The following is a 20,003-nucleotide window of genomic DNA, read 5'->3' on the forward strand; positions in this document are numbered from 1 at the left end:
TGGTTCGGGTTTTTCATTTTTAGAGATTATTGTCCCAGAGTACAGTGTCTTTTCAGTATTCAAGCTTTTGAGTTTTCTTTGGTTAAAACAAAAAGGTCATCATTCAAATAAGCAAAACGCTCTGCCAACCATTCATGTGTATCATTCAAAGCTTGGTTGTAAAAATAAGGCCCAAACTCCTCAACAATAAAGTCCAATAAAAACTGTGCAGGTAAATTCCCTAAATCTACATCTAACTCTTTCAGCACATATTTTTTCAATGCGTGCAGCAATTGCTCACGAGTTAACTCATCAAATTCAATAGTTTTCTTTTTCACCATGAGTTTATCTCTCATCTCGTCCAAATATAATTACAGTTAATTTAACAGCATCGTGCATTCACATAACGTCGTAAAATGACGCATAAACCTATTCTTTTCTTATTTTTTAATAATATGTGTGTTCAAAACTAGGTACATAATTTGCTGCATTTTTATATAAATTTTTAGAGGAAGAATAATGCAGTTTTTTCCAGCAACTGAATATCAGCAAAATGCTACTGAGCTTTTCGAAAAATATAAAAGTGAAATACTTTCGCTAACCCCAAATGCGATTGTTGAACATATTGGTTCTTCAGCAATCCCTCATGCAATTTCAAAGGGTGACTTAGATATCTATATAGAGGTGACCGCTCAGCAATTTTCACGAACAATAGAGCAACTTAAAACATTAGGATTTAAAGAAAAACTCAATACTTTACGCACTGATGAACTGTGTATGCTTGAAAGCCAAGCATCTGATGAGGATGTTGCCTTCCAAATAGTGGTCACTGGATCAAAATTTACTAATTTTCTCATTTTTAGAGATCGCTTGAGGAATTCAGCTCAGCTAGTACACCAATATAATGAGTTAAAACAAAACTGTATGGGCTTATCGCCAGATGAATATCGACAAATCAAAGCTGAATTTATTGATCAAGTTGTAAGTACGAATCTATGAGATAAACATATGAATTTGATAATTTCCATCCACCTCATACGCCTTTTTTGATACCATGCCTTGTTTAAATTTCACCTATAGTTTTCATTATTTATGACTGTATCTTACCAACAGCAACTTCAAGAGAAAGTTGAACGAATTACCGCACAATTTGCACCGTTCAATCCCCCAGCTTTAGAAGTGTTTCAATCACCAGAACAACATTTCCGTATGCGTGCTGAGTTTCGTATCTGGCACACTGAAGAAGATTTGTTCTATGCAATGTTTGAACGTGCTGAAGACGGTAAGCAAAAACAAGTCATTCGTGTAGATGAGTTTCCAATCGCAGATCGTCACATTAATGATTTAATGCCACGCTTATTAGAAGAATTAAAAGCAAACCCTATTTTATCTCAGCGTATTTTTGAAGCTGATTTTCTCTCGACACTGAGTGGAGAAATGCTTGTCACGCTGATTTATCACCGGAAATTAGATACTGAATGGGAAATTGCAGCAAAAGCACTTGCAGAAAAGCTGAATATTAAAATTATGGGCCGTAGTCGCGGTCAAAAAGTGATTATTGGTGACGACTACGTGGTTGAACAACTTAATGTTCATGGTCGTACATTTAAATACAAACAAATTGAAAGTAGCTTTACTCAGCCAAATGCGCAAGTGTGCCAACATATGCTTGAATGGGCATGTGATGCAGCTGAAGGAGCTCAAAAAGATTTACTGGAGTTGTACTGTGGAAATGGGAATTTCACACTACCACTCTCATTAAAATTCAAACGTGTACTTGCGACTGAGCTTGCAAAATCATCTGTTTACGCCGCGCAATGGAATATCGAACAGAACCAAATCGAAAATATTCAAGTTGCACGTTTATCTGCTGAGGAATTCACTCAAGCTTATCAAGGTGAGCGTGAGTTTAGGCGTTTACAAGAAGCAGAGATCGACATCAAAAGTTATGCGTTCGATACTGTTTTTGTCGATCCACCGCGTGCGGGGATTGATGATGAAACGCTTAAACTGTTACAAGGCTTTGAACGTATTATCTATATCTCATGTAACCCAGACACGCTACATGATAACTTAGGGACACTAGCACAAACGCATCGCATCACAAAGTTTGCTATGTTTGACCAGTTCCCTTTTACTCATCATGTTGAATCTGGTGTTTTACTTGAAAAGATTTAAACAAATTATTTCAACGTAAATTTTAGATATAAAGGGTTGCAATAACCCTTTATTTTTTCAGCAAGTTTAAATATTAAATCCGAGTAAAAAAGTCATATATATCAAAGATCAAGTCATTAAATCGTCATAATTTCGTTTATCTTCCAAATGTTTATCGAAAAAATTGAAGTTCGATTGCTGCTTTTATCACTTTAGCTGACTTGTTTTTTATTTTAAAGCGGCTATATTTCGATCTATGTTAGTTTGTGAATGAAGGCTCTATGAGTTTTTGGCAAAAAATGTTCAGTGCAGATCAACAGTATAACGAACAGAAGAATCAAACTTCTTGCGTTGAAAATGATTGTTCTTGCAAATCAAATGAACAACTATTGGATGCTTTAGTAAAAGCAACTGATGAAGATGTCATTAAGGGCATCAAGAAAGTACTGATTTCTCGTGGCTACAGCCGCAAAGAGTTACTGGCGATGATCAATCCACCAGTACAATAAGAAAGAAAGCCTTAATCTCTCCTTGAAAGATTAAGGCTTTTTACTATTTACAGTTACAGGCTTTTCTATCTATTTCCGCAACAATTGGCCCTAAATTAGTTCTTTTATCATGTCGTTTAGTTTCATCTAAATATAAGCTTGAAATCGAACCATCCAAATACAAAGCTTGATCAATGTGCAATTGCTGTTTAAAAAATTGGGCAAACTGATAAAAACTGACTCTCTGTTGTGAAATCACAAAATACAATTGATTATCTTTGATTCCTACACCATTTCTGATTTTTAAAGAATTTGATTCTGGCAAAAATTGGGAGTTGATCTTTCCATGATTGATTAACATTGGCCCTGATTGTGTCGCAAAAAGCGCCCTAAATCTGCTTTTCTTATAATTTGCCGTGGTTTGAATCACAGCTTTTTGATGATTCCATGCCAGTACGCCATTGGGTTGCATAAAGAAGTTCCCAAAGCCAGTATCCTCATTTAACTGAGATGTTTGTTTGGCATGCTCTACATACAAACCGACAGGCCGAAAGTCCCCATGATACATTCCTGCGTTCATTGCAAAACTCATTTGAGCACAAGCTGAAAGGTCTGCTTGAAGACGAGAAAAACTTTGATAATAACGATCTGAATTTTTATTTTTTAAAAATAATTCTAACTGATCTAGTTTTTCAACTTTAATCACGTCATACGTGATCTGATCGACCTGAATACTTTGATATTGTGCTGCATGTAATTCAGCTACCGAGTACATTGATAAAAAAGCTAAAAGCCAAATCCTCATCGTTATTTTATATATGAAGCCAATTTTTATTATTTTCACATAGCAAAATCAATCCTGAAAACAGCAGATACAAACTCAACACATAATCATAGGATTCTATGTCTAAATATGCTCGATTGATTCATTATTTTTCACTAAAATAACACTGTAAATACAATATTTTTGTATCAGCATGCAGCAAAAACATCAACGCTTCCCTCTTGGTGCACACCTGATCGTAAAACACTTTGGTTATAGCCATCATGGAATTTATGCAGGTCGTGGACGGGTCATCCATTACTCAGGTTTTGCTCATATTTTCAAAAAGCATCCGATTGAAATGACCTCTATCCAACGTTTCGCACGTGGAAAAACGATCTACACAAGAGACTACCAATCACCACGCTACAAAGCAAAGGCTGTTGTTCGGCGTATGCGCTCACGTATGCATGAAAACCATTACCATTTGATTATTAATAATTGTGAACATCTCTGTACGTGGGCAATTACAGGTATAGAATCCAGTACTCAAGTTGAACGAATGCAACGGCGTTTGGCAACAATTGGTTATGTCAGCTCAATTATGAGTTATATGAATAGTATTATGCTTACGGTTGCTACAGCATGTTTTGCTATCGTGTTATACATCAAAATCATGCTCCGTCGTCAAGCCAAGAAATCCACACCAGCATATTTATTACTGAAAGAGAAACAGACTAAAAAGTGATAACAGCAAGGTTCAAGTGCACATAAAGTTATTTCTCTTGATAGCTTTGCCATAACTTATATAAATCTAAGTTCTGCAACGGCGTAATTTGTTTAAATATTAATCCCTCTTGTTTTTCAGGCGGCATTCTCAGCATTTCAGCAAGATTTGCTGTCGATAATGAAAATGGTTCTGCATCAGCATTGGAAAATGCATAACGCACTTGGTTAATTCCTGCCATACGCATCGCAGCTAAACACATGGGACAAGGCTGCCCACTTGCATAGACGATACAATCTTCTAAATTAGGATTACCTAAAGTTTTGCCAGCTTCACGCAATGCCAATAGCTCTGCATGTGCTGTAGGATCATTGGTTAATTTGATTTGGTTGACACCTGTAGCAATGATTTCACCATTTCTCACAACCAATGCTGCAAAAGGTCTACCACCTGATTTTGCATTTTCTAATGCTAAATCTACTGCTTTCTGTATAAACAGTTGATCATCCATCTTTGTCTTACCTTAATAATAAAATTCAAGCTATATGTTTAAAGGCTTTTAATAAATAATGCTTTTATTATAAATTGATCAAGAAAATCAGACTACACATGATCATAACCCATTACAAATAAAGTAAAATTCACATAATCCTTTACTTTAAATATAAGCACCTATATATTCAAATCATATATTTCATATCCAATCTACATCGAGGATTTTATGTTGGAGATAGCAGTAATCTGATAACCATATTTCAATGAAAATTTGAAATGGGTTATCAACGCGAATTTTCAGGCTGCATGCCTATCTTTGCTTTTGATTACTTATATCAGGATTCCAACATGAACCTATCCAAGTCTGAACAACGGACTCTACACGTCTTAGCCAAAGGCGGAAAAATCGTAAAACTCAAAAATGAATCTGGACAACTCATCGCTGTAGAATGCTATAGCCGTGAAGGTTTTGTTTTATCTGATTGCACTCTCGATGTTTTTCGAAAACTTAAAAAGAAACGATTGATCAAATCACAGGAAGGACAACCCTATCAAATCAATTTGAATGGGCTTAGAAACGTACGACCTCAACTCGATAATCAATAAACATCCTTAACAATCATCTGATGAAGCAACAATATAATGTTGCTTCGTCAGTTATTTAAAAACATATAGGCAATTAAAATGAATATTCAAATCCGTGATGAACAAAACACTGACATCCAAGCAATTTTTGATTTAACCAAAGCAGCATTTAATGATGAAGAATACTCTAGCCATACAGAGCAATTTATCGTAAATGCGCTTAGAGCAGCCAAACAACTTACTGTCTCTTTAGTTGCTGAAACTCAAGGCAAAATCGTTGGCCATATCGCCTTTTCACCTGTATCAATTTCCGATGGTACGACAGACTGGTATGGCTTAGGTCCTATTTCCATTCTTCCTGAATATCAAAGAAAAGGTATAGGCTCTGAACTTATGAAAGAAGGTTTGAATAGAATCAAGGCACTAAATGCAAAAGGATGCGTATTACTCGGTGATCCTAATTATTATGGAAAATTTGGGTTTAAGGCAGATGCTAATTTGATCTTAAAAGGTGTTCCAGCAGAGTATTTTCAAATTCTTGCTTTTACCAACCATGTAGCAAGTGGCTATGTCATCTATTCAGATGCATTTAATGCAACGTCATAGTTATTGGCCATAATTACAGTACAAATAAAAAAGCTCACGAATATTCATCATGAGCTTTTTTCACATTTAACTGTATAACTATTACTTCGCTGCTGTTGCTTCAGTCGTAATATTTACAGTGATCTTATCGCCAACATTTGGTACATAGTTTCCGATACCAAATGCAGATCGATCAAATGAAGTTGTTGCATTAAATCCAATCGCAGGTACTTTTGCCATTGGGTGCTCACCTTGCTTATTCAATACTGCATCCAATACAACTGGCTTAGTAACACCCTTAACAGTTAAGTCACCTGTAATTTTGAAATGCTTTTTATCTTTGGTTTCTACTTTAGTACTTTTAAAGGTAATGTTTGGATACTTAGCTGCATTAAACCAAGCTTCTTCTTGGAACTCTTTATCTAAAGCCGCTACGTTAGTATTTACACTGCTTAAAGGAATTGTCACTTCTACTGATGAATTTGCAGGTTTCGCATTATCAACTTTAATCACACCTTGAATATCAGTGAAGTTAGCGCTTGGTGTAGAAAAACCAAAATGATTCCAACTAAATACTGTTGCTGTATGTGTTGGATCAATTTTATAGTCTACTGGCGCAGCTAATGTTACAGAACTTGCTAAAGCGAATGCTAAACCGAGGCTTAATGTTTTGAATTGCATTTTTGGTATCCTTGTTTGATATGAGTATTAGTGTATACATCAAGTATTTTTATTCATTATTCTTTATAAAACGATATGTTTCATCGGTGCAACAATAAAAGTATTACGCAGCCCAGCTAAACAACATATGATTAGACTATTCGATACTACACAATCAGTAGTGAACACTGCATGATTAGGTACAATCCTTTTTATTTTTAAAGATAAACAATAAGGTAAAACATGACTCATTCAGCACAAGCATTAAGTACAGCAACTCCCTATCGTGTAACACTTACAGATACTTCTGGTCATACATGGTATGCAGATGAGCCTATGGACAAAGGTGGGCAAGATACTGCACCAAATCCAATACAACTTGTTCTTTCAGCTCTTGGCGCATGTACCACAATTACGTTAGAAATGTATGCCAATCATAAAGGAATTAAGCTTGAGCATGTTCAAGTTGATTTAGCATTAAACCCAAATGGTGATCCTGAATCAGGACAAAATAATATTGAACGCAAGATTATACTAAAAGGTGAATTTACCGAAGATCAACATAAACGATTACTCAAAGTTGCTGAGAGCTGCCCTGTTCATAAATTACTAACTTCTAATATTTCGATTCAGAGTGAATTAAGTATCGGGTAAAATTTAAGGTGTTGCTCAATAGATCCCCTGATCAACACCCTTTTTCCATTCCAGCACATAATTGCTATTACCTCGATCAAAAGTATACCCTTTTTTCTTTAATTCATAATATTTATCAATAAAATATTGTCGAATATTTTCATCAACATTCCAAATGGATACTATCTGTTTTACTCTATGGCATCGTAATTCATTTTCTGCCAAATAATCATCATAACCACCTGTTATTTTCTGAGTTGCATAATCAATCAGACTATATGAGGATGGATGCTCTATACACAGTTTTGATAAAAGTTCAGTATCAAACAATTCATACTGAAACATTTCCAAGAAATCTTGTATATATTTTAAAGAAGTATTTTCTTCATTCCATAAACTATATTGAATATAATTTTGAGCAAATAAATTTAAAAACAATACTTCTTGCCCCCCCAATCATCTACTTTTGATTTTTCAATCATATGAAAAATATCAATATGATAATTAACATGTTCTTCTACTAATAAATCAAGAAATCGAGGTAAAAAATATTTAAACTCTTCTAATGAAATATTAGATATACAACCACCCACTCCATATCTTCTTAGTAAAATTTTAGACTTAAGATTTTTAAGTGGTGTTTCTACAAAGTATTTAAGCGTATCCATTTCATATTGGTCACATATTCAACAAATATTTATTTGATTTATTGAGATAGTCCCCCTATCAAATAATTTATAGGCGTCAATTACCAACAAACGAAGCAAGTCCAATTCTTTTTGTTGTTCAGTTCTCATCTTTTTCCATGTAAATAGCTTTTTTATAATATATTTTGAACTATTTGGCCTAATTATTCACTTATTAGATATCTTAAATACAAAAAAGCGCCCTAATTAGAACGCTTTTTTATACCACTTAATTTGATTAAGCAGTCAGTTCTTTAACCGCAGCAACAACCGCTTCAGTCGTAATACCGAAGAATTGGAACAAGTCTTTTGCTGGTGCAGATTCGCCGTAAGTGGTCATACCGATCACTTTGCCGTCTAAACCAACAAACTTCCACCAGTAATCAACATGAGCCGCTTCAACCGCTACACGCGCCCGGATGTGCGCAGGCAATACCGCTTCACGATATGCAGCATCTTGCTTCATGAATTCTTCAGCACATGGCATAGACACTACACGCACACCTTCAAGTTGTGCATATGCTTCCATTGCCAATGAAACTTCTGAACCTGTTGCAATGATGATTGCCTTCAATTCACCTTTCTCTTCAGCAAGTACATAACCACCTTTTGCAACGTTTTGAATTTGAGCTTCATTACGCGCTTGGAATGGTAAGTTTTGACGAGAGAAAATTAATGCTGATGGGCCATCTTTACGTTGAAGTGCAGACTTCCAAGAAACAGCTGCTTCAACTGTGTCACATGGACGCCAAGTATTTAAGTTTGGTGTACCGCGTAACGATGAAATTTGTTCAATTGGTTGATGCGTAGGACCATCTTCACCTAAACCAATCGAGTCATGTGTATAAACATGAATCACACGTTGCTTCATTAATGCAGACATACGTACTGCATTACGCGCATATTCCATAAACATCAAGAATGTTGCAACGTAAGGAACAAAGCCACCGTGTAAAGCCACACCATTCGCAATTGCAGTCATACCGAATTCACGAACACCGTAATACACATAGTTACCCGCTGGGTTTTCTTGTACGCCTTGGCAACCTTTCCAAAGTGTTAAGTTAGAACCCGCCAAGTCAGCAGAACCACCTAATAATTCAGGCAGTAATGGGCCAAATGCTTGTAATGTATTTTGGCTTGCTTTACGTGTAGCAATGGTTTCAGCTTTAGCATTTGTTTCAGCAATGAAAGCATCTGCTTGTGCAGCAAATTCAGCAGTTAAATCACCATTGATACGGCGTAATAATTCAGCCGCTTCAGTTGGATATTTTGCTTGATATTGAGCAAACAATTCATTCCACGCTGCTTCAGAGGTTTGACCTTTTGCTTTTGCATCCCAAGCTGCATATACATCTTCTGGGATAACGAATGAATCTTCTTTCCAACCTAAAGCTTCGCGAGTTAAAACGATTTCGTCTTTACCCAGTGGCGCACCATGGCAATCTTCTTTACCTTGTTTGTTTGGTGAACCTAGACCGATAATCGTTTTACAGATAATAATGGTTGGCTTATTAGTTTCAGCTTTTGCTTCTACAGTCGCTTGGCGAATTGCATCTGCATCATGACCATCTACACGAAGTACTTGCCAACCATAAGCGTTGAAACGTTGCTCAGTGTCATCACTGAACCAGCCTTCTACTTCACCGTCAATCGAGATACCGTTGTCATCATAATAAACAACAAGCTTACCTAGACCTAAAGTACCTGCAAGCGAACATACTTCGTGAGAAATACCTTCCATTAAGCAGCCATCACCAAGGAAACAGTAAGTGAAGTGATCAACAACGTTTAAGTCATCTTTGTTGAACTGAGCAGCTAATGTTTTTTCAGCTAAAGCAAAACCAACAGCATTGGCGATACCTTGACCTAATGGACCTGTCGTTGTTTCGATACCTGGTGCGTAACCATATTCTGGGTGACCTGGTGTTTTAGAATGTAACTGACGGAATTGCTTTAAATCTTCAATAGATAAGTCATAACCCGTTAAATGCAATAAAGCATATTGCAACATAGAACCATGACCATTTGACAATACAAAGCGGTCGCGGTTCGCCCATTGTGGGTTTGTTGGGTTATGATTTAAAAACTCACGCCATACGACGTCAGCGATATCTGCCATCCCCATTGGTGCACCTGGATGCCCTGAGTTTGCCTGTTGCACAGCATCCATTGCCAAGACACGAATTGCGTTAGCAATACGACGTTCATTTAAAGGGGTTGTCATAAGTCAGAATCCGATTAAATCAATGTGATAAAGAAGACGAGAAATCATCTTTCAAAAATTGAGACTATTGTCTTAAAAAAACGACATGGGGTAAAGTCTAATACACGATATTTCTTATATTTCGATCATTCATTTTCAATTATGTGAACAAATGTTCACAGCGTAAGCAAAAGTAAATATCTCTGGTTTGTAGAATCTATTCGCTTATTCAGAAAAATATTAAAAATCAATCCTCACATATAAGCTTTACTGATACACATATCAATAAAAACACAATGAAAATGCAATAAATTTATGGTTTTTAGTCAGCTTGTGCTAGTCCTATGAGCCAAGTCGATGTAACATACTCTGTCTTTTTGAAAATAACCATGATAGGACGTTCATGCGCGAGTATGCTGTTTTTACTTCAGAATCTGTAAGCGAAGGTCATCCAGACAAAATGGCTGACCAAATTAGTGATGCGATTTTAGATGCAATCCTAAGAGAAGACCCGTATGCACGTGTCGCTTGTGAAACATTAGTAAAAACAGGCGCGGTTGTTCTTGCTGGTGAAATCACAACAACGGCTAACGTTGATTTTGAAGCGATCGTACGTCAAACCGTAAATGGTATTGGCTACCACCACTCTGATTTAGGTTTTGATGGTTCAACTTGTGCCGTAATCAATATGATCGGAAAACAATCTCCTGAGATTGCACAAGGTGTAGATCGTCAAAAACCTGAAGATCAAGGTGCTGGTGACCAAGGTCTAATGTTCGGTTATGCAAGCCGTGAGACAGATGTGCTTATGCCTGCACCGATTTCTTACGCACACCGTTTAATGGAGCGTCAAGCAGAGTTACGTCGTTCAGGTGCTTTACCTTGGTTACGTCCAGATGCAAAAAGCCAAGTTACTTTTGCTTATGAAAATGGCAAACCTGTTCGCTTAGATGCTGTCGTGCTTTCGACTCAACATGACCCAGAAATTACTCAAGCTCAGTTGAAAGAAGCTGTGATTGAAGAGATTGTTAAGCCAATCATTCCTGCTGAAATGTTCCATGCAGGCACAAAATTCCATATCAACCCAACAGGTATGTTTGTAATCGGCGGCCCTGTAGGTGACTGTGGTTTAACTGGTCGTAAAATTATCGTTGATACATACGGCGGTATGGCGCGTCACGGTGGTGGTGCATTCTCTGGTAAAGACCCATCTAAAGTTGACCGTTCAGCTGCATATGCTGGTCGTTATGTCGCAAAAAATATTGTTGCTGCTGGCCTTGCTGATAAATGTGAAATCCAAGTGAGCTATGCAATTGGTGTTGCTGAACCAACATCAATTTCAATCAATACCTTCAATACTGGTAAAGTATCTGATGAGTTGATCATTCAACTTGTTCGTGAACATTTTGACTTACGTCCATATGGCATCACACGCATGCTTAACCTTATTCAACCTATGTATAAGCAAACAGCTGCTTATGGTCACTTTGGCCGTGAAGGTTCAGATACAGCATTTACTTGGGAAAAAACTGACAAAGTTGAAATCCTTAAGGATGCAGCAGGTCTTTAATTGCTCTGCGTCATCTAATAAAAAAGCTCGCATTTTGCGAGCTTTTTTATTCCCCAATCTAATTTCCCGAATTCATATTATCTTGCTTTAAAACTTCAAAAATAGACGTATTTTGAACAGGTTGCTCTTCTTGATGATGTTGCGAATACAAATGTGCAAGTTTTACGATAACCACAACAGCTAAACACGCAGCAACACAGAACATCCACATACCGTAAGGGCTGCGAATATGTTGAGAACCACAGTAAGGACATTCCTTATCTGTAGACGCGACCACCTTGTCGCAACATGCACAATGATATTGATATAACATCATTTGTTCCTCCCACTCGTTATTTTTTATTTTCTTTTTACAACAATTTTCACCGTTGTACTTTTATCCTATGAAAAAAAAACGAGATTACAATGCAGTTATATGACCGATTCTTTCAAATTTACAAAGTTTTTATGTCAATTTAATGAACTACAAGTATTTTTAAATTTTTCTACAGAAGCGTATTATTTTGATCTTTCACATAATTTGCTAAAATATTGCTTTAAATTTATGGAAATAGCAGCATGACTCAATTAATCAACAAAGGTGGATTTCGTGAACGTGCCAACCGTAGTCGAAAATACAAACAGTCAGAAAATGAGGTGACCACTTTGCCACCGAGCCAATACCAACCTCAAGACAAACAGACTACGGTCACCAATAATGCAGAAAATAACCAAACTACAGATACAAACAACAAACCATAAAAAAAGCACACTTTTGATCGTGTGCTTTTCTATAACTAAACCGAATTAGTTTACATCTTTAAATTCAATTTTCTTTTGATCTGGTTTTACTTCACGCGCTTCACCATCAATAATGGTTGAGTCACGATATTGCCCGCCGCCTTGTTGATTTTGCATTTCTTGCATCTGACGCATTAAATCAGCAAATGGACTTTGTCCTGAAGCACCACCGCCCATACCACCCATCATTTGGTCCATCATTGCTTGTTGACGCTTTGCCATTGTTTTCATCAATGCATTGCGGAAAGCTGTTTGTACCGATGGGATTAACACTAAAACGGCGATTACATCAGAAATCAAACCTGGTAGCATTAAAAAGAAACCAGACATCGCGATTGCTAATTTCTTAGTTACCGCTGGATCAGCACCTAACTGCCCTGTCATTTGCATTTGCTGTAACTGAGGCATGATACCTGACGTGCTTGAACGCAGCATATTCAAGCCAATAAAAAATGCGATAATAAACCAGAAGAATACATACCACATACTTCCAACGAGATCGCCCACGCCGATCCAAACCAACACTTCAGCAATTGTGCCAAAAACCACGATAAGAAGTAGATTCATGTTAAATCTCAAAATAAAACAATGTGCATATTGATAAAACAATGCTGACACATTTAATAAAATAAACTCAATAAATTATTTGATGGGTTCTTTTCTAAATTTATCAAGTCTGATGTTTATGTTTATTACATAAAAAAGCTCTCAGTTGAAATCAATCAATTGAGAGCCTAGAAAGAATTTATAAATTAACCACAAGTTGCATTGGTAATCTTTTTAGATTGTGGATCAATCGTTACTGTAACGCGGTTCTCTCGATAATCCATAGTTACAGGTTGATTAGGCCCAACACTACGCACGATCTCAGACTTGGTTTTTTGCTTAATTTGTTCTTCGCTAAGTCCTGATTGACCAATTAACTTTTTTGCCTCATCAGCAACACATTTCGGTTGGCTAGCACGGAATAGCTCCCACTCCTCCACCACCTGACCATTTGGCAACGTGCAGTATCCAACCTGGCCATTTGTTTCATTTCTAATTTCCAACTGACCACCTTGCTCAACGCAATATTTACTTGCTGGATTCGCCATACCAATTTTTGGTGGCATATCGTCTTTATTTGGAGTTGAAGAACACGCTGCCAATGACATAACAACTGCACCTAAAAGTAAGATCTTTTTCATATTTTTGAATTCTTGCAAAAAAATTTAATATAGCAAACAAATGATAAATTTATGTCTATGAATTGAAACAAAGAACTCCAGTTATGATTAACTCATCGTTTAGTTCAACGAATTAAATCATCATTGAATAATGATGTACTCAAGCCGAATAGCCTGATCAACCAAATAATGATCTTTGATAATATAAAAATATGGTCTCGTGTTTACCCACTCATCCATTTCCAAAATGGCTTCTGTATAACCCATCACTGCTGAAAAATCTTTTACTTGTAAAATATCCATAGGCTTATCCCTTTTCTTATAGATATAAGCCTAACATAGAGTAAATATTTCCTTGTAGCTCAAAGCTCAATCTTGCCAGTCATTTTATATTTTTATAATTTGTTTTGGCTAAATTTCAAACATTAAAAAAGCACCCGAAGGTGCTTTCTTTGTCTTATAAGCCTGTTGCGATCAGAACCACAAAACTGAACAACAACGAACCTAAAGATCTTTTACAATGTACATGAACTTCTTGCTCAAACCCTTGAGAGTATCGCTCTAAGTTTTCCATAACCTAATGCTCATTTAATGTACTGCAATTATTAATTTGCCTAAATAATGTATGAAATGAAATTAGCAAAAAGTCGTAGATCAAGCTAGGGTAAAAATTTAAACATATGGTCAATTAGTGACAAAATTAAGCAATTTCACTTAAATTTCTAATGGTTTTCTGCAATTTTTCTAAATTATTAATATTCAAATAAAAAAGCCCACCAAAGTGAGCTTTTTTATATTTATTCTTAGTTTTGAGCAACTACAGTAATAGCAGTTGCTTGAGGTCCTTTTTTACCTTCAGCTACAGTAAAAGATACACGTTGTCCTTCATGAAGAACTCTAAAGCCGTTGCTTTGGATTTCGCTAAAGTGAGCAAAAACATCTTGTCCAGAATCAGCATGAATAAAACCAAAACCTTTAGTTTCATTGAACCATTTAACTGTACCAGTCACAGTGTTAGACATAAATTTAACCTATTTGAAAATTCGTAATACTTAGCAGCAAATAACTTGGAATAATAAAACTATGACACTAAAATCTGATAAAACGAGAAGTTTGGACAAACATACGAAATTAGAGATTTGCTGAATCAACAGAGTTATTCTTCTAGTTAACTATCACTATACACGACTTTACTTTTTATAAGCAATCCCTATTGCTTCAACCACTCATATAAATGGAAGACATAACATTCAAAAACTAAGATTGAGCTACGAATACCATTTCAAAAACTATTTAACTTCAATACTTTTCAATAAGATAGATCAAGAAAAACAAGTCAAATAGATAAGATTTTCAATTAAATTCTCTTACATTTTTCTTCTTATGCAATTGATCTAGTTTCAGCAACCTATTTTGAATAACGAAAAAGTAAATATGATTAAAAATCATCCCAAACATCAATTTTTAACCCATTCCAATTTTAAATAATTAACATCGTAGCAATTGTCCACATTGTAATCCCAATTAAAACGTCTAAAATTTTCCAAGATGTCGCTCTTTTAAATAAAGGAAGTAACATCTTTGCCCCGTAGCCTACTGAAAAGAAAAATATCCAAGAAGCGAGTATTGTGCCTGCCGCAAACTGATACAGTTGATCCGAAAATTGGACTGAAATTGATCCGATCAAGATAATTGCATCCAAATACACATGTGGGTTTAACCAAGTGAATGCCAAACATATTCCGATAATTTTGAGTAACGAATCTTTTTCAATATTACTTGGGTTTAGCGAAGAAGAATTTTTTATAGCTGAATAGAAATTACACAATCCGTAAAAGAATAAAAATGCTGCGCCAAAATATTTGCTCACGGTAAGGAGAAGTGGAAAGTTAGCAATAACTTTGGAGAATCCTGTTACACCGAAGTAAATCAAAATAGAATCAGATAATGCACAGATAAAACAAACCCAGAATACATACTGCTGCTTTAAACCTTGTTTTAATACGAATGCATTTTGCGCCCCTATTGCTAAAATCAGAGAGAAGCCAATTCCAAGCCCATATACAAATGCACTCATTCACTTTTTCCACAAACTAAAAATATTAAAGGTATTTATTTCTTTACACATTCAGATCACGCTGAAAGATTGTTATTATCTTTTTTTAATTTTTAATTCAGTAAAATTAAGTTTATTTAACTTTAACTAAGTTTTTTTAAGGACTGTATGCTCGATAGCAAACAATGTGAAGCTTTTTTTACGGTTGCCGAAACAGGTAGCTTTGAACATGCAAGTCAAAGACTTTGTATCACATCCTCTGCTGTGACTCTAAGAGTTCAAGCACTTGAGAAGCATTTAGGTCAGCTCTTGCTGATACGCGGCAGACCTTGCGTTTTAACTCAATCAGGTCTACATCTATTTGAATACTTGCAACATAGCAAACGCCTAGAACAAAATTTACTATACAGTCTCACAGGTAAATCTGAATCTAATTATTTTAAAACCACAATCGCAACGAACGCCGACTCTTTAGCAACTTGGTTGCTTCCCGCACTGAAAGATGTGCTCATTCAAGAAAAAATTATGATTGAGTTTAACTGTGACGATCAGTCGCATACTTATTCATTACTTGAAAATGGAACAGTCAATGCATGTATTTCTATCGAAAATGAAGCCATGAAGGGTTGTAATGCCATACATCTGGGATCTATGCGCTATAAAATGGTTTCAACGCCATTGTTTCAAAAAAAATGGTTTAAGAATGGAATCACGAGAGAAAGCTTAAGGACTGCTCCTGCAATTATTTTCAATCACAAAGATCACACCCATTTTGACGTACTTGAAAAAATGTTTGGGTTAACAAAAGGCACTTATCCATGTCACCTTATCCCATCTTCAGAATCCTTTGTCACGGCAATCCAGCTTGGCTTGGGATATGGCATGGTTCCAGAATTTCAACTCAAACAAGCTTTTAAAGATAAAAGTTTAGTTGAGATTTTACCCGAAGCTGAAACAGATATTGCTTTATATTGGCACCATTGGAATCAACAATCTGCTCCTCTTCAAGCCTTAACGACACATATTGTCCAAAAAGCGAAAATAGTTTTGAGATAACTGAAAATATTATCTGCCTACAAAACCATCTATTTCTTTAAAATTCAAAATAATACAAAAAAATATACAGCTAAAAGCCTTATATGTAACAATATCAACAATCTTTTATTCTTATAGTGCTGCATGTCATTAATTATTGGTATTGATCCTGGTTCACGCTTAACAGGTTACGGAATTATTGAGAAAGATGGCAACAAGTTACGTTTTGTCGATGCAGGCACGATTCGTACTGAAACACAGGAAATGCCCGAACGTTTAAAACGTATTTTTGCGGGTGTAGAACGTATCGTTAAATTTCACGGGCCAACAGAAGCTGCGGTAGAGCAAGTCTTCATGGCACAAAATCCTGATTCTGCACTAAAGCTTGGTCAAGCGCGTGGTGCAGCCATCGCGGCATTGGTGAATCTGGATTTACAAGTGGCAGAATACACAGCGCGTCAGATTAAACAATCTGTCGTGGGTTATGGCGCGGCAGATAAAGAACAAGTCCAAATGATGGTGATGCGCTTGTTAAACTTGAGCATTAAACCCCAAGCAGATGCGGCCGATGCCCTTGCTGCTGCTATTTGTCATGCACACGCTTCAGGAAGTATGAGCAAAATGGCTGTGCTGAATGCTTTAGGTGGGATGGCAAGAGGAAGAAGCCGCTCCAGTACTAGAAGGCGTTAATATTAATGATTAACGACTTCACAAATCACTTTCCCCATATCATGCGCTTGCAAACCCCTCATACCTTTTTCAGCCAGTAAATCTCCTGCCTGTGCATGTAAGCTAACAATTGCATGTAATGCAATTTGTTCATGAAATTGAGCTTTTAAACTCGCAATCATGCCAGCCAATACATCTCCCATGCCTCCTGTCCCCATACCTGCATTACCTTGAGTACAGATAAATAACTCGCTTTCTAAGATCAAACTACCAGCACCTTTTAGCACCCATTGTCCTGCATATTTTTGCTGTAGTTGATAAATTGCGTCTATCCGATCCTGTTCAATGTCAACAGGATTACAACCTAATAAAGTTGCTGCTTCGCCTGAATGTGGAGTCGCATAGATATGATCATTTAATTGTTGCGGATGCTTTGCTAAAAACCAAAGTCCATCTGCATCAAGCACAACTTCTAAATGTGAATTTTGATTGAGTAAATCGAACCATTGCTGATAAATCCGCTCTGCCCATTGATCACGTCCTAAGCCCATTCCAAAACAGACTGCATCGACTTGCTTTAATAGTTGTTGAATCAGGTCTTGATCTAACGCATTAATATCTCGAACCATGATATTGGGCGAACGTGACAAAATCGCTTGATGATGTTTGCTATGACAAATCACAGTCACTTTGCCAGCACCTGCATGAAAAGCGGCTTCAGCTGACATAATCACGGCTCCGCCCATATCCGCATGACCGCCAATAACGAGTACATGCCCGTAACTGCCTTTGTGACCAAATGCCTGACGTTTCGGCAATACAATTTTTTCAGGTGATAAATAGGCAAGTGGTTTTAATGCTGTATCAATTGGAATTAGACCAACCAAATGCAATTGACCGACATATTCTTTGCCTTGTCCCGTAAATAAGCCTGCTTTATACCCCAAAATGGTAAAGGTATGATGCGCTTGTATTGCACAAGGTAAAGCTTGTCCTGTATTAGCGTGTAATCCACTGGGAATATCAATCGAGATTTTTAAACCTGTTTGTGCATTAAAACACTGAATAATTTTTTGCCAATCGTCATTCAATACTCTATTTAAGCCAATCCCAAATAACGCATCGATATGACAATCAACCTCTCCTAACCTCTCCTTATGGAGATGAGGGGTATACTCCGCAAGATCACCAATGACATTCCTATTTAACTCTGTAGACAACTCTTTCTGAAAAAAAGAAGCTGTAATACCATTTATTGGCTTCATTTCAACTTGCTGAGATTCAGCATACGCATAGGCATGTTTTAAATCAGTAGAACTTCCCATTTCAGTTGAGAGTACCGTTACATCGAAACCTGATTGCTTTAAAAATGCAGCAATATAATAACCATCACCAGCATTGTTCCCCTGCCCACACCACACAGCGATATTTTGGATATTTTGTTGATGAAATTGCTCAATCAGTTGCTGCGATATTGACCAAGCTGCTTGTTGCATTAATCCTAAAGAGGAATTTTGCTGAGCAAACCAACGCTGCTCCCATGCTTGAATACTTTGGCTATGGTAAACTGAACGTTGCATATTATCCCCTATTATTGGTTTATGGCTTCATCCACACCTTCAGAAAAATCACTTGATAAAATCGAGCTGCAACAGCTTGATCCTCAAGAACTTAAAACATGGATAAAAGCTCAGGCTTTAGATTTGGGCTTTTCTGATTGTGTCATTGCCAAACCAGATGCTCAAGATCAAATGCCTCGTTTTAAAGAATATTTAGAACGCGGCTATCATGCAGATATGCACTATTTAGAAGAAAACTTAGAAAAACGTGCTAATCCAACTTTATTAGTTCCAGGAACTAAAAGCATTATTTGTGTGCGCATGAACTATCTTGTTGCATCCCCCCAGCCCCGTTATGTACCATTTGAACCAAATTGTGCCATTATTGCTCGCTACGCACGCGGTCGTGATTATCACAAAGTGATGCGTGGGCGGCTCAAAACGTTAGCAAGCCGAATTAAAGAAAAAGTGGGCGATTTTGAGTCACGCCCATTTGCTGATTCAGCACCTATTTTTGAAAAATCCCTAGCTGAAAGCGCAGGTATGGGGTGGACAGGAAAACATACTTTACTGATTCATAAAAAATCAGGTTCTTTCTTTGTATTGGGGGAGCTATTTACCTCTCTCGAACTTCCTTTTGATCAGCCTGCAACGGCACACTGCGGTTCATGTACAGCCTGTATTGATATTTGCCCAACACAAGCGATCGTTGAACCTTATATGTTAGATGCAAGGAAATGCATTGCATATTTGACCATTGAATATAAAGGCATTATTCCAGAAGAACTCCGCAAAGGTATTGGCAATCGTATATTTGGTTGTGATGATTGTCAGTTGATTTGCCCTTGGAACAGTTTTGCTAAAATGGCAACAATCCCTGATTTTGATGCGAGACATGGCTTAGATAACATTAGTTTACTCGACATTTGGCAATGGGATGAAGCAACTTTTTTGGCCAATACCGAAGGCAGTCCGATTCGTAGAACTGGCTACCAATCTTTTAAACGCAATATTGCAATCGGGCTTGGAAATGCGCCATACTCGATTGATGTAGTCACACAATTGCAAGAAGCAAAACCTTTGCACGATGAGATTGTCAATGTACACATTGATTGGGCAATTGAACAACAATTGCAACGAGCCAATGTATAACAAATAGAAAATTGATGTTTTTTGCCCTTTGGCTTTGGCACGATTTCTGTAT

Annotated in this window: 26 protein-coding genes; 12 read left to right on the plus strand and 14 right to left on the minus strand. The window is 36.7% G+C overall.

Annotation, left to right across the window (positions count from 1 at the left end):
- Positions 1–59: 59 nt before the first annotated feature.
- Positions 60–320, minus strand: a complete 261-nt coding sequence (locus ACT4_RS11310) for a DUF2164 domain-containing protein (protein WP_004879181.1) — start codon at positions 318–320, stop codon at positions 60–62.
- Between the two features lie 178 nt (positions 321–498).
- On the opposite strand from ACT4_RS11310, the gene ACT4_RS11315 reads away from it, so the two are divergent.
- The 3 genes from ACT4_RS11315 to ACT4_RS11325 all read left to right on the plus strand — a co-directional run bounded on the left by ACT4_RS11315 (position 499) and on the right by ACT4_RS11325 (position 2,645).
- Positions 499–978: a GrpB family protein gene (locus tag ACT4_RS11315; RefSeq protein ID WP_007482372.1), complete on the plus strand. Its 480-nt coding sequence runs from the start codon at positions 499–501 to the stop codon at positions 976–978.
- A 93-nt stretch (positions 979–1,071) separates the two neighbouring features.
- Positions 1,072–2,157 carry a tRNA (uridine(54)-C5)-methyltransferase TrmA gene (gene trmA / locus ACT4_RS11320; RefSeq protein ID WP_007482374.1) on the plus strand — a complete coding sequence of 362 codons (1,086 nt, stop codon included), beginning with the start codon at positions 1,072–1,074 and terminating at the stop codon, positions 2,155–2,157.
- 260 nt (positions 2,158–2,417) lie between these two features.
- Positions 2,418–2,645 carry a hypothetical protein gene (locus ACT4_RS11325; protein WP_004879177.1) on the plus strand — a complete coding sequence of 76 codons (228 nt, stop codon included), beginning with the start codon at positions 2,418–2,420 and terminating at the stop codon, positions 2,643–2,645.
- A 43-nt stretch (positions 2,646–2,688) separates the two neighbouring features.
- Here the strand turns inward: ACT4_RS11325 and ACT4_RS11330 are convergent, their stop codons facing one another.
- Positions 2,689–3,429, minus strand: coding sequence for a phosphodiester glycosidase family protein (locus ACT4_RS11330; RefSeq protein WP_034605011.1), 741 nt, complete (start codon positions 3,427–3,429; stop codon positions 2,689–2,691).
- A 172-nt stretch (positions 3,430–3,601) separates the two neighbouring features.
- On the opposite strand from ACT4_RS11330, the gene ACT4_RS11335 reads away from it, so the two are divergent.
- Positions 3,602–4,135, plus strand: coding sequence for a lecithin retinol acyltransferase family protein (locus ACT4_RS11335; RefSeq protein WP_007482380.1), 534 nt, complete (start codon positions 3,602–3,604; stop codon positions 4,133–4,135).
- Positions 4,136–4,163: 28 nt separating this feature from the next.
- On the opposite strand, the gene ACT4_RS11340 is transcribed toward ACT4_RS11335, so the two are convergent.
- Positions 4,164–4,625, minus strand: coding sequence for a nucleoside deaminase (locus ACT4_RS11340; protein WP_007482382.1), 462 nt, complete (start codon positions 4,623–4,625; stop codon positions 4,164–4,166).
- Positions 4,626–4,957: 332 nt separating this feature from the next.
- Here ACT4_RS11340 and ACT4_RS11345 point away from each other — a divergent pair, with 332 nt between their 5' ends.
- Both ACT4_RS11345 and ACT4_RS11350 read left to right on the plus strand, forming a co-directional pair.
- Positions 4,958–5,215, plus strand: a complete 258-nt coding sequence (locus ACT4_RS11345) for a YjhX family toxin (RefSeq protein WP_004915387.1) — start codon at positions 4,958–4,960, stop codon at positions 5,213–5,215.
- Positions 5,216–5,293: 78 nt separating this feature from the next.
- Positions 5,294–5,800 carry a GNAT family N-acetyltransferase gene (locus tag ACT4_RS11350; RefSeq protein ID WP_007482388.1) on the plus strand — a complete coding sequence of 169 codons (507 nt, stop codon included), beginning with the start codon at positions 5,294–5,296 and terminating at the stop codon, positions 5,798–5,800.
- Between the two features lie 81 nt (positions 5,801–5,881).
- Here ACT4_RS11350 and ACT4_RS11355 read toward each other — a convergent pair whose 3' ends face one another.
- Entirely contained in the window at positions 5,882–6,460 is a 579-nt protein-coding gene (locus ACT4_RS11355; RefSeq protein WP_007482390.1) for a YceI family protein, read from the minus strand.
- A gap of 222 nt (positions 6,461–6,682) precedes the next feature.
- Here ACT4_RS11355 and ACT4_RS11360 point away from each other — a divergent pair, with 222 nt between their 5' ends.
- Entirely contained in the window at positions 6,683–7,093 is a 411-nt protein-coding gene (locus ACT4_RS11360) for an OsmC family protein (protein ID WP_007482391.1), read from the plus strand.
- A 15-nt stretch (positions 7,094–7,108) separates the two neighbouring features.
- On the opposite strand, the gene ACT4_RS11365 is transcribed toward ACT4_RS11360, so the two are convergent.
- The 3 genes from ACT4_RS11365 to tkt all read right to left on the minus strand — a co-directional run bounded on the left by ACT4_RS11365 (position 7,109) and on the right by tkt (position 9,985).
- Positions 7,109–7,528, minus strand: coding sequence for a hypothetical protein (locus tag ACT4_RS11365; protein WP_007482392.1), 420 nt, complete (start codon positions 7,526–7,528; stop codon positions 7,109–7,111).
- Entirely contained in the window at positions 7,501–7,740 is a 240-nt protein-coding gene (locus ACT4_RS11370; RefSeq protein ID WP_007482395.1) for a hypothetical protein, read from the minus strand. The genes ACT4_RS11365 and ACT4_RS11370 overlap by 28 nt, the downstream gene beginning before the upstream one ends.
- 256 nt (positions 7,741–7,996) lie before the next feature.
- Positions 7,997–9,985 carry a transketolase gene (gene tkt, locus ACT4_RS11375; RefSeq protein WP_007482397.1) on the minus strand — a complete coding sequence of 663 codons (1,989 nt, stop codon included), beginning with the start codon at positions 9,983–9,985 and terminating at the stop codon, positions 7,997–7,999.
- Between the two features lie 382 nt (positions 9,986–10,367).
- Between tkt and metK the strand changes: the two genes are divergently transcribed.
- Positions 10,368–11,534 carry a methionine adenosyltransferase gene (gene metK, locus ACT4_RS11380; RefSeq protein WP_004879155.1) on the plus strand — a complete coding sequence of 389 codons (1,167 nt, stop codon included), beginning with the start codon at positions 10,368–10,370 and terminating at the stop codon, positions 11,532–11,534.
- Positions 11,535–11,592: 58 nt separating this feature from the next.
- On the opposite strand, the gene ACT4_RS11385 is transcribed toward metK, so the two are convergent.
- Positions 11,593–11,850, minus strand: a complete 258-nt coding sequence (locus ACT4_RS11385; protein WP_004879152.1) for a hypothetical protein — start codon at positions 11,848–11,850, stop codon at positions 11,593–11,595.
- A 242-nt stretch (positions 11,851–12,092) separates the two neighbouring features.
- Here ACT4_RS11385 and ACT4_RS11390 point away from each other — a divergent pair, with 242 nt between their 5' ends.
- Positions 12,093–12,275 carry a hypothetical protein gene (locus ACT4_RS11390; protein ID WP_007482400.1) on the plus strand — a complete coding sequence of 61 codons (183 nt, stop codon included), beginning with the start codon at positions 12,093–12,095 and terminating at the stop codon, positions 12,273–12,275.
- A gap of 45 nt (positions 12,276–12,320) precedes the next feature.
- Here the strand turns inward: ACT4_RS11390 and ACT4_RS11395 are convergent, their stop codons facing one another.
- From ACT4_RS11395 to ACT4_RS11410, 5 genes are all read right to left on the minus strand, one after another.
- Positions 12,321–12,881, minus strand: coding sequence for an FxsA family protein (locus ACT4_RS11395; protein WP_007482402.1), 561 nt, complete (start codon positions 12,879–12,881; stop codon positions 12,321–12,323).
- A 185-nt stretch (positions 12,882–13,066) separates the two neighbouring features.
- The gene (locus tag ACT4_RS11400; protein WP_007482403.1) at positions 13,067–13,501 is read right to left on the minus strand and encodes a DUF333 domain-containing protein; all 435 of its coding nucleotides are present in this window, start codon (positions 13,499–13,501) and stop codon (positions 13,067–13,069) included.
- Between the two features lie 120 nt (positions 13,502–13,621).
- Positions 13,622–13,783 carry a hypothetical protein gene (locus ACT4_RS17315; RefSeq protein WP_007482405.1) on the minus strand — a complete coding sequence of 54 codons (162 nt, stop codon included), beginning with the start codon at positions 13,781–13,783 and terminating at the stop codon, positions 13,622–13,624.
- 500 nt (positions 13,784–14,283) lie between these two features.
- Entirely contained in the window at positions 14,284–14,502 is a 219-nt protein-coding gene (locus tag ACT4_RS11405; RefSeq protein WP_004879138.1) for a cold-shock protein, read from the minus strand.
- A gap of 458 nt (positions 14,503–14,960) precedes the next feature.
- On the minus strand, positions 14,961–15,557 hold the full coding sequence (locus ACT4_RS11410; protein ID WP_007482408.1) for a LysE/ArgO family amino acid transporter: 597 nt from the start codon (positions 15,555–15,557) through the stop codon (positions 14,961–14,963).
- Between the two features lie 147 nt (positions 15,558–15,704).
- Here ACT4_RS11410 and ACT4_RS11415 point away from each other — a divergent pair, with 147 nt between their 5' ends.
- On the plus strand, positions 15,705–16,592 hold the full coding sequence (locus ACT4_RS11415) for an ArgP/LysG family DNA-binding transcriptional regulator (RefSeq protein WP_007482410.1): 888 nt from the start codon (positions 15,705–15,707) through the stop codon (positions 16,590–16,592).
- Positions 16,593–16,715: 123 nt separating this feature from the next.
- The gene (gene ruvC / locus ACT4_RS11420) at positions 16,716–17,261 is read left to right on the plus strand and encodes a crossover junction endodeoxyribonuclease RuvC (RefSeq protein WP_004879133.1); all 546 of its coding nucleotides are present in this window, start codon (positions 16,716–16,718) and stop codon (positions 17,259–17,261) included.
- Positions 17,262–17,263: 2 nt separating this feature from the next.
- Here the strand turns inward: ruvC and ACT4_RS11425 are convergent, their stop codons facing one another.
- Positions 17,264–18,820 carry a bifunctional ADP-dependent NAD(P)H-hydrate dehydratase/NAD(P)H-hydrate epimerase gene (locus ACT4_RS11425; protein ID WP_007482412.1) on the minus strand — a complete coding sequence of 519 codons (1,557 nt, stop codon included), beginning with the start codon at positions 18,818–18,820 and terminating at the stop codon, positions 17,264–17,266.
- 21 nt (positions 18,821–18,841) lie between these two features.
- On the opposite strand from ACT4_RS11425, the gene queG reads away from it, so the two are divergent.
- Positions 18,842–19,951 carry a tRNA epoxyqueuosine(34) reductase QueG gene (gene queG / locus ACT4_RS11430; protein ID WP_007482414.1) on the plus strand — a complete coding sequence of 370 codons (1,110 nt, stop codon included), beginning with the start codon at positions 18,842–18,844 and terminating at the stop codon, positions 19,949–19,951.
- Positions 19,952–20,003 lie beyond the last annotated feature (52 nt).

Source organism: Acinetobacter sp. NBRC 100985, assembly GCF_000241225.1.
Lineage (GTDB): Bacteria > Pseudomonadota > Gammaproteobacteria > Pseudomonadales > Moraxellaceae > Acinetobacter > Acinetobacter venetianus.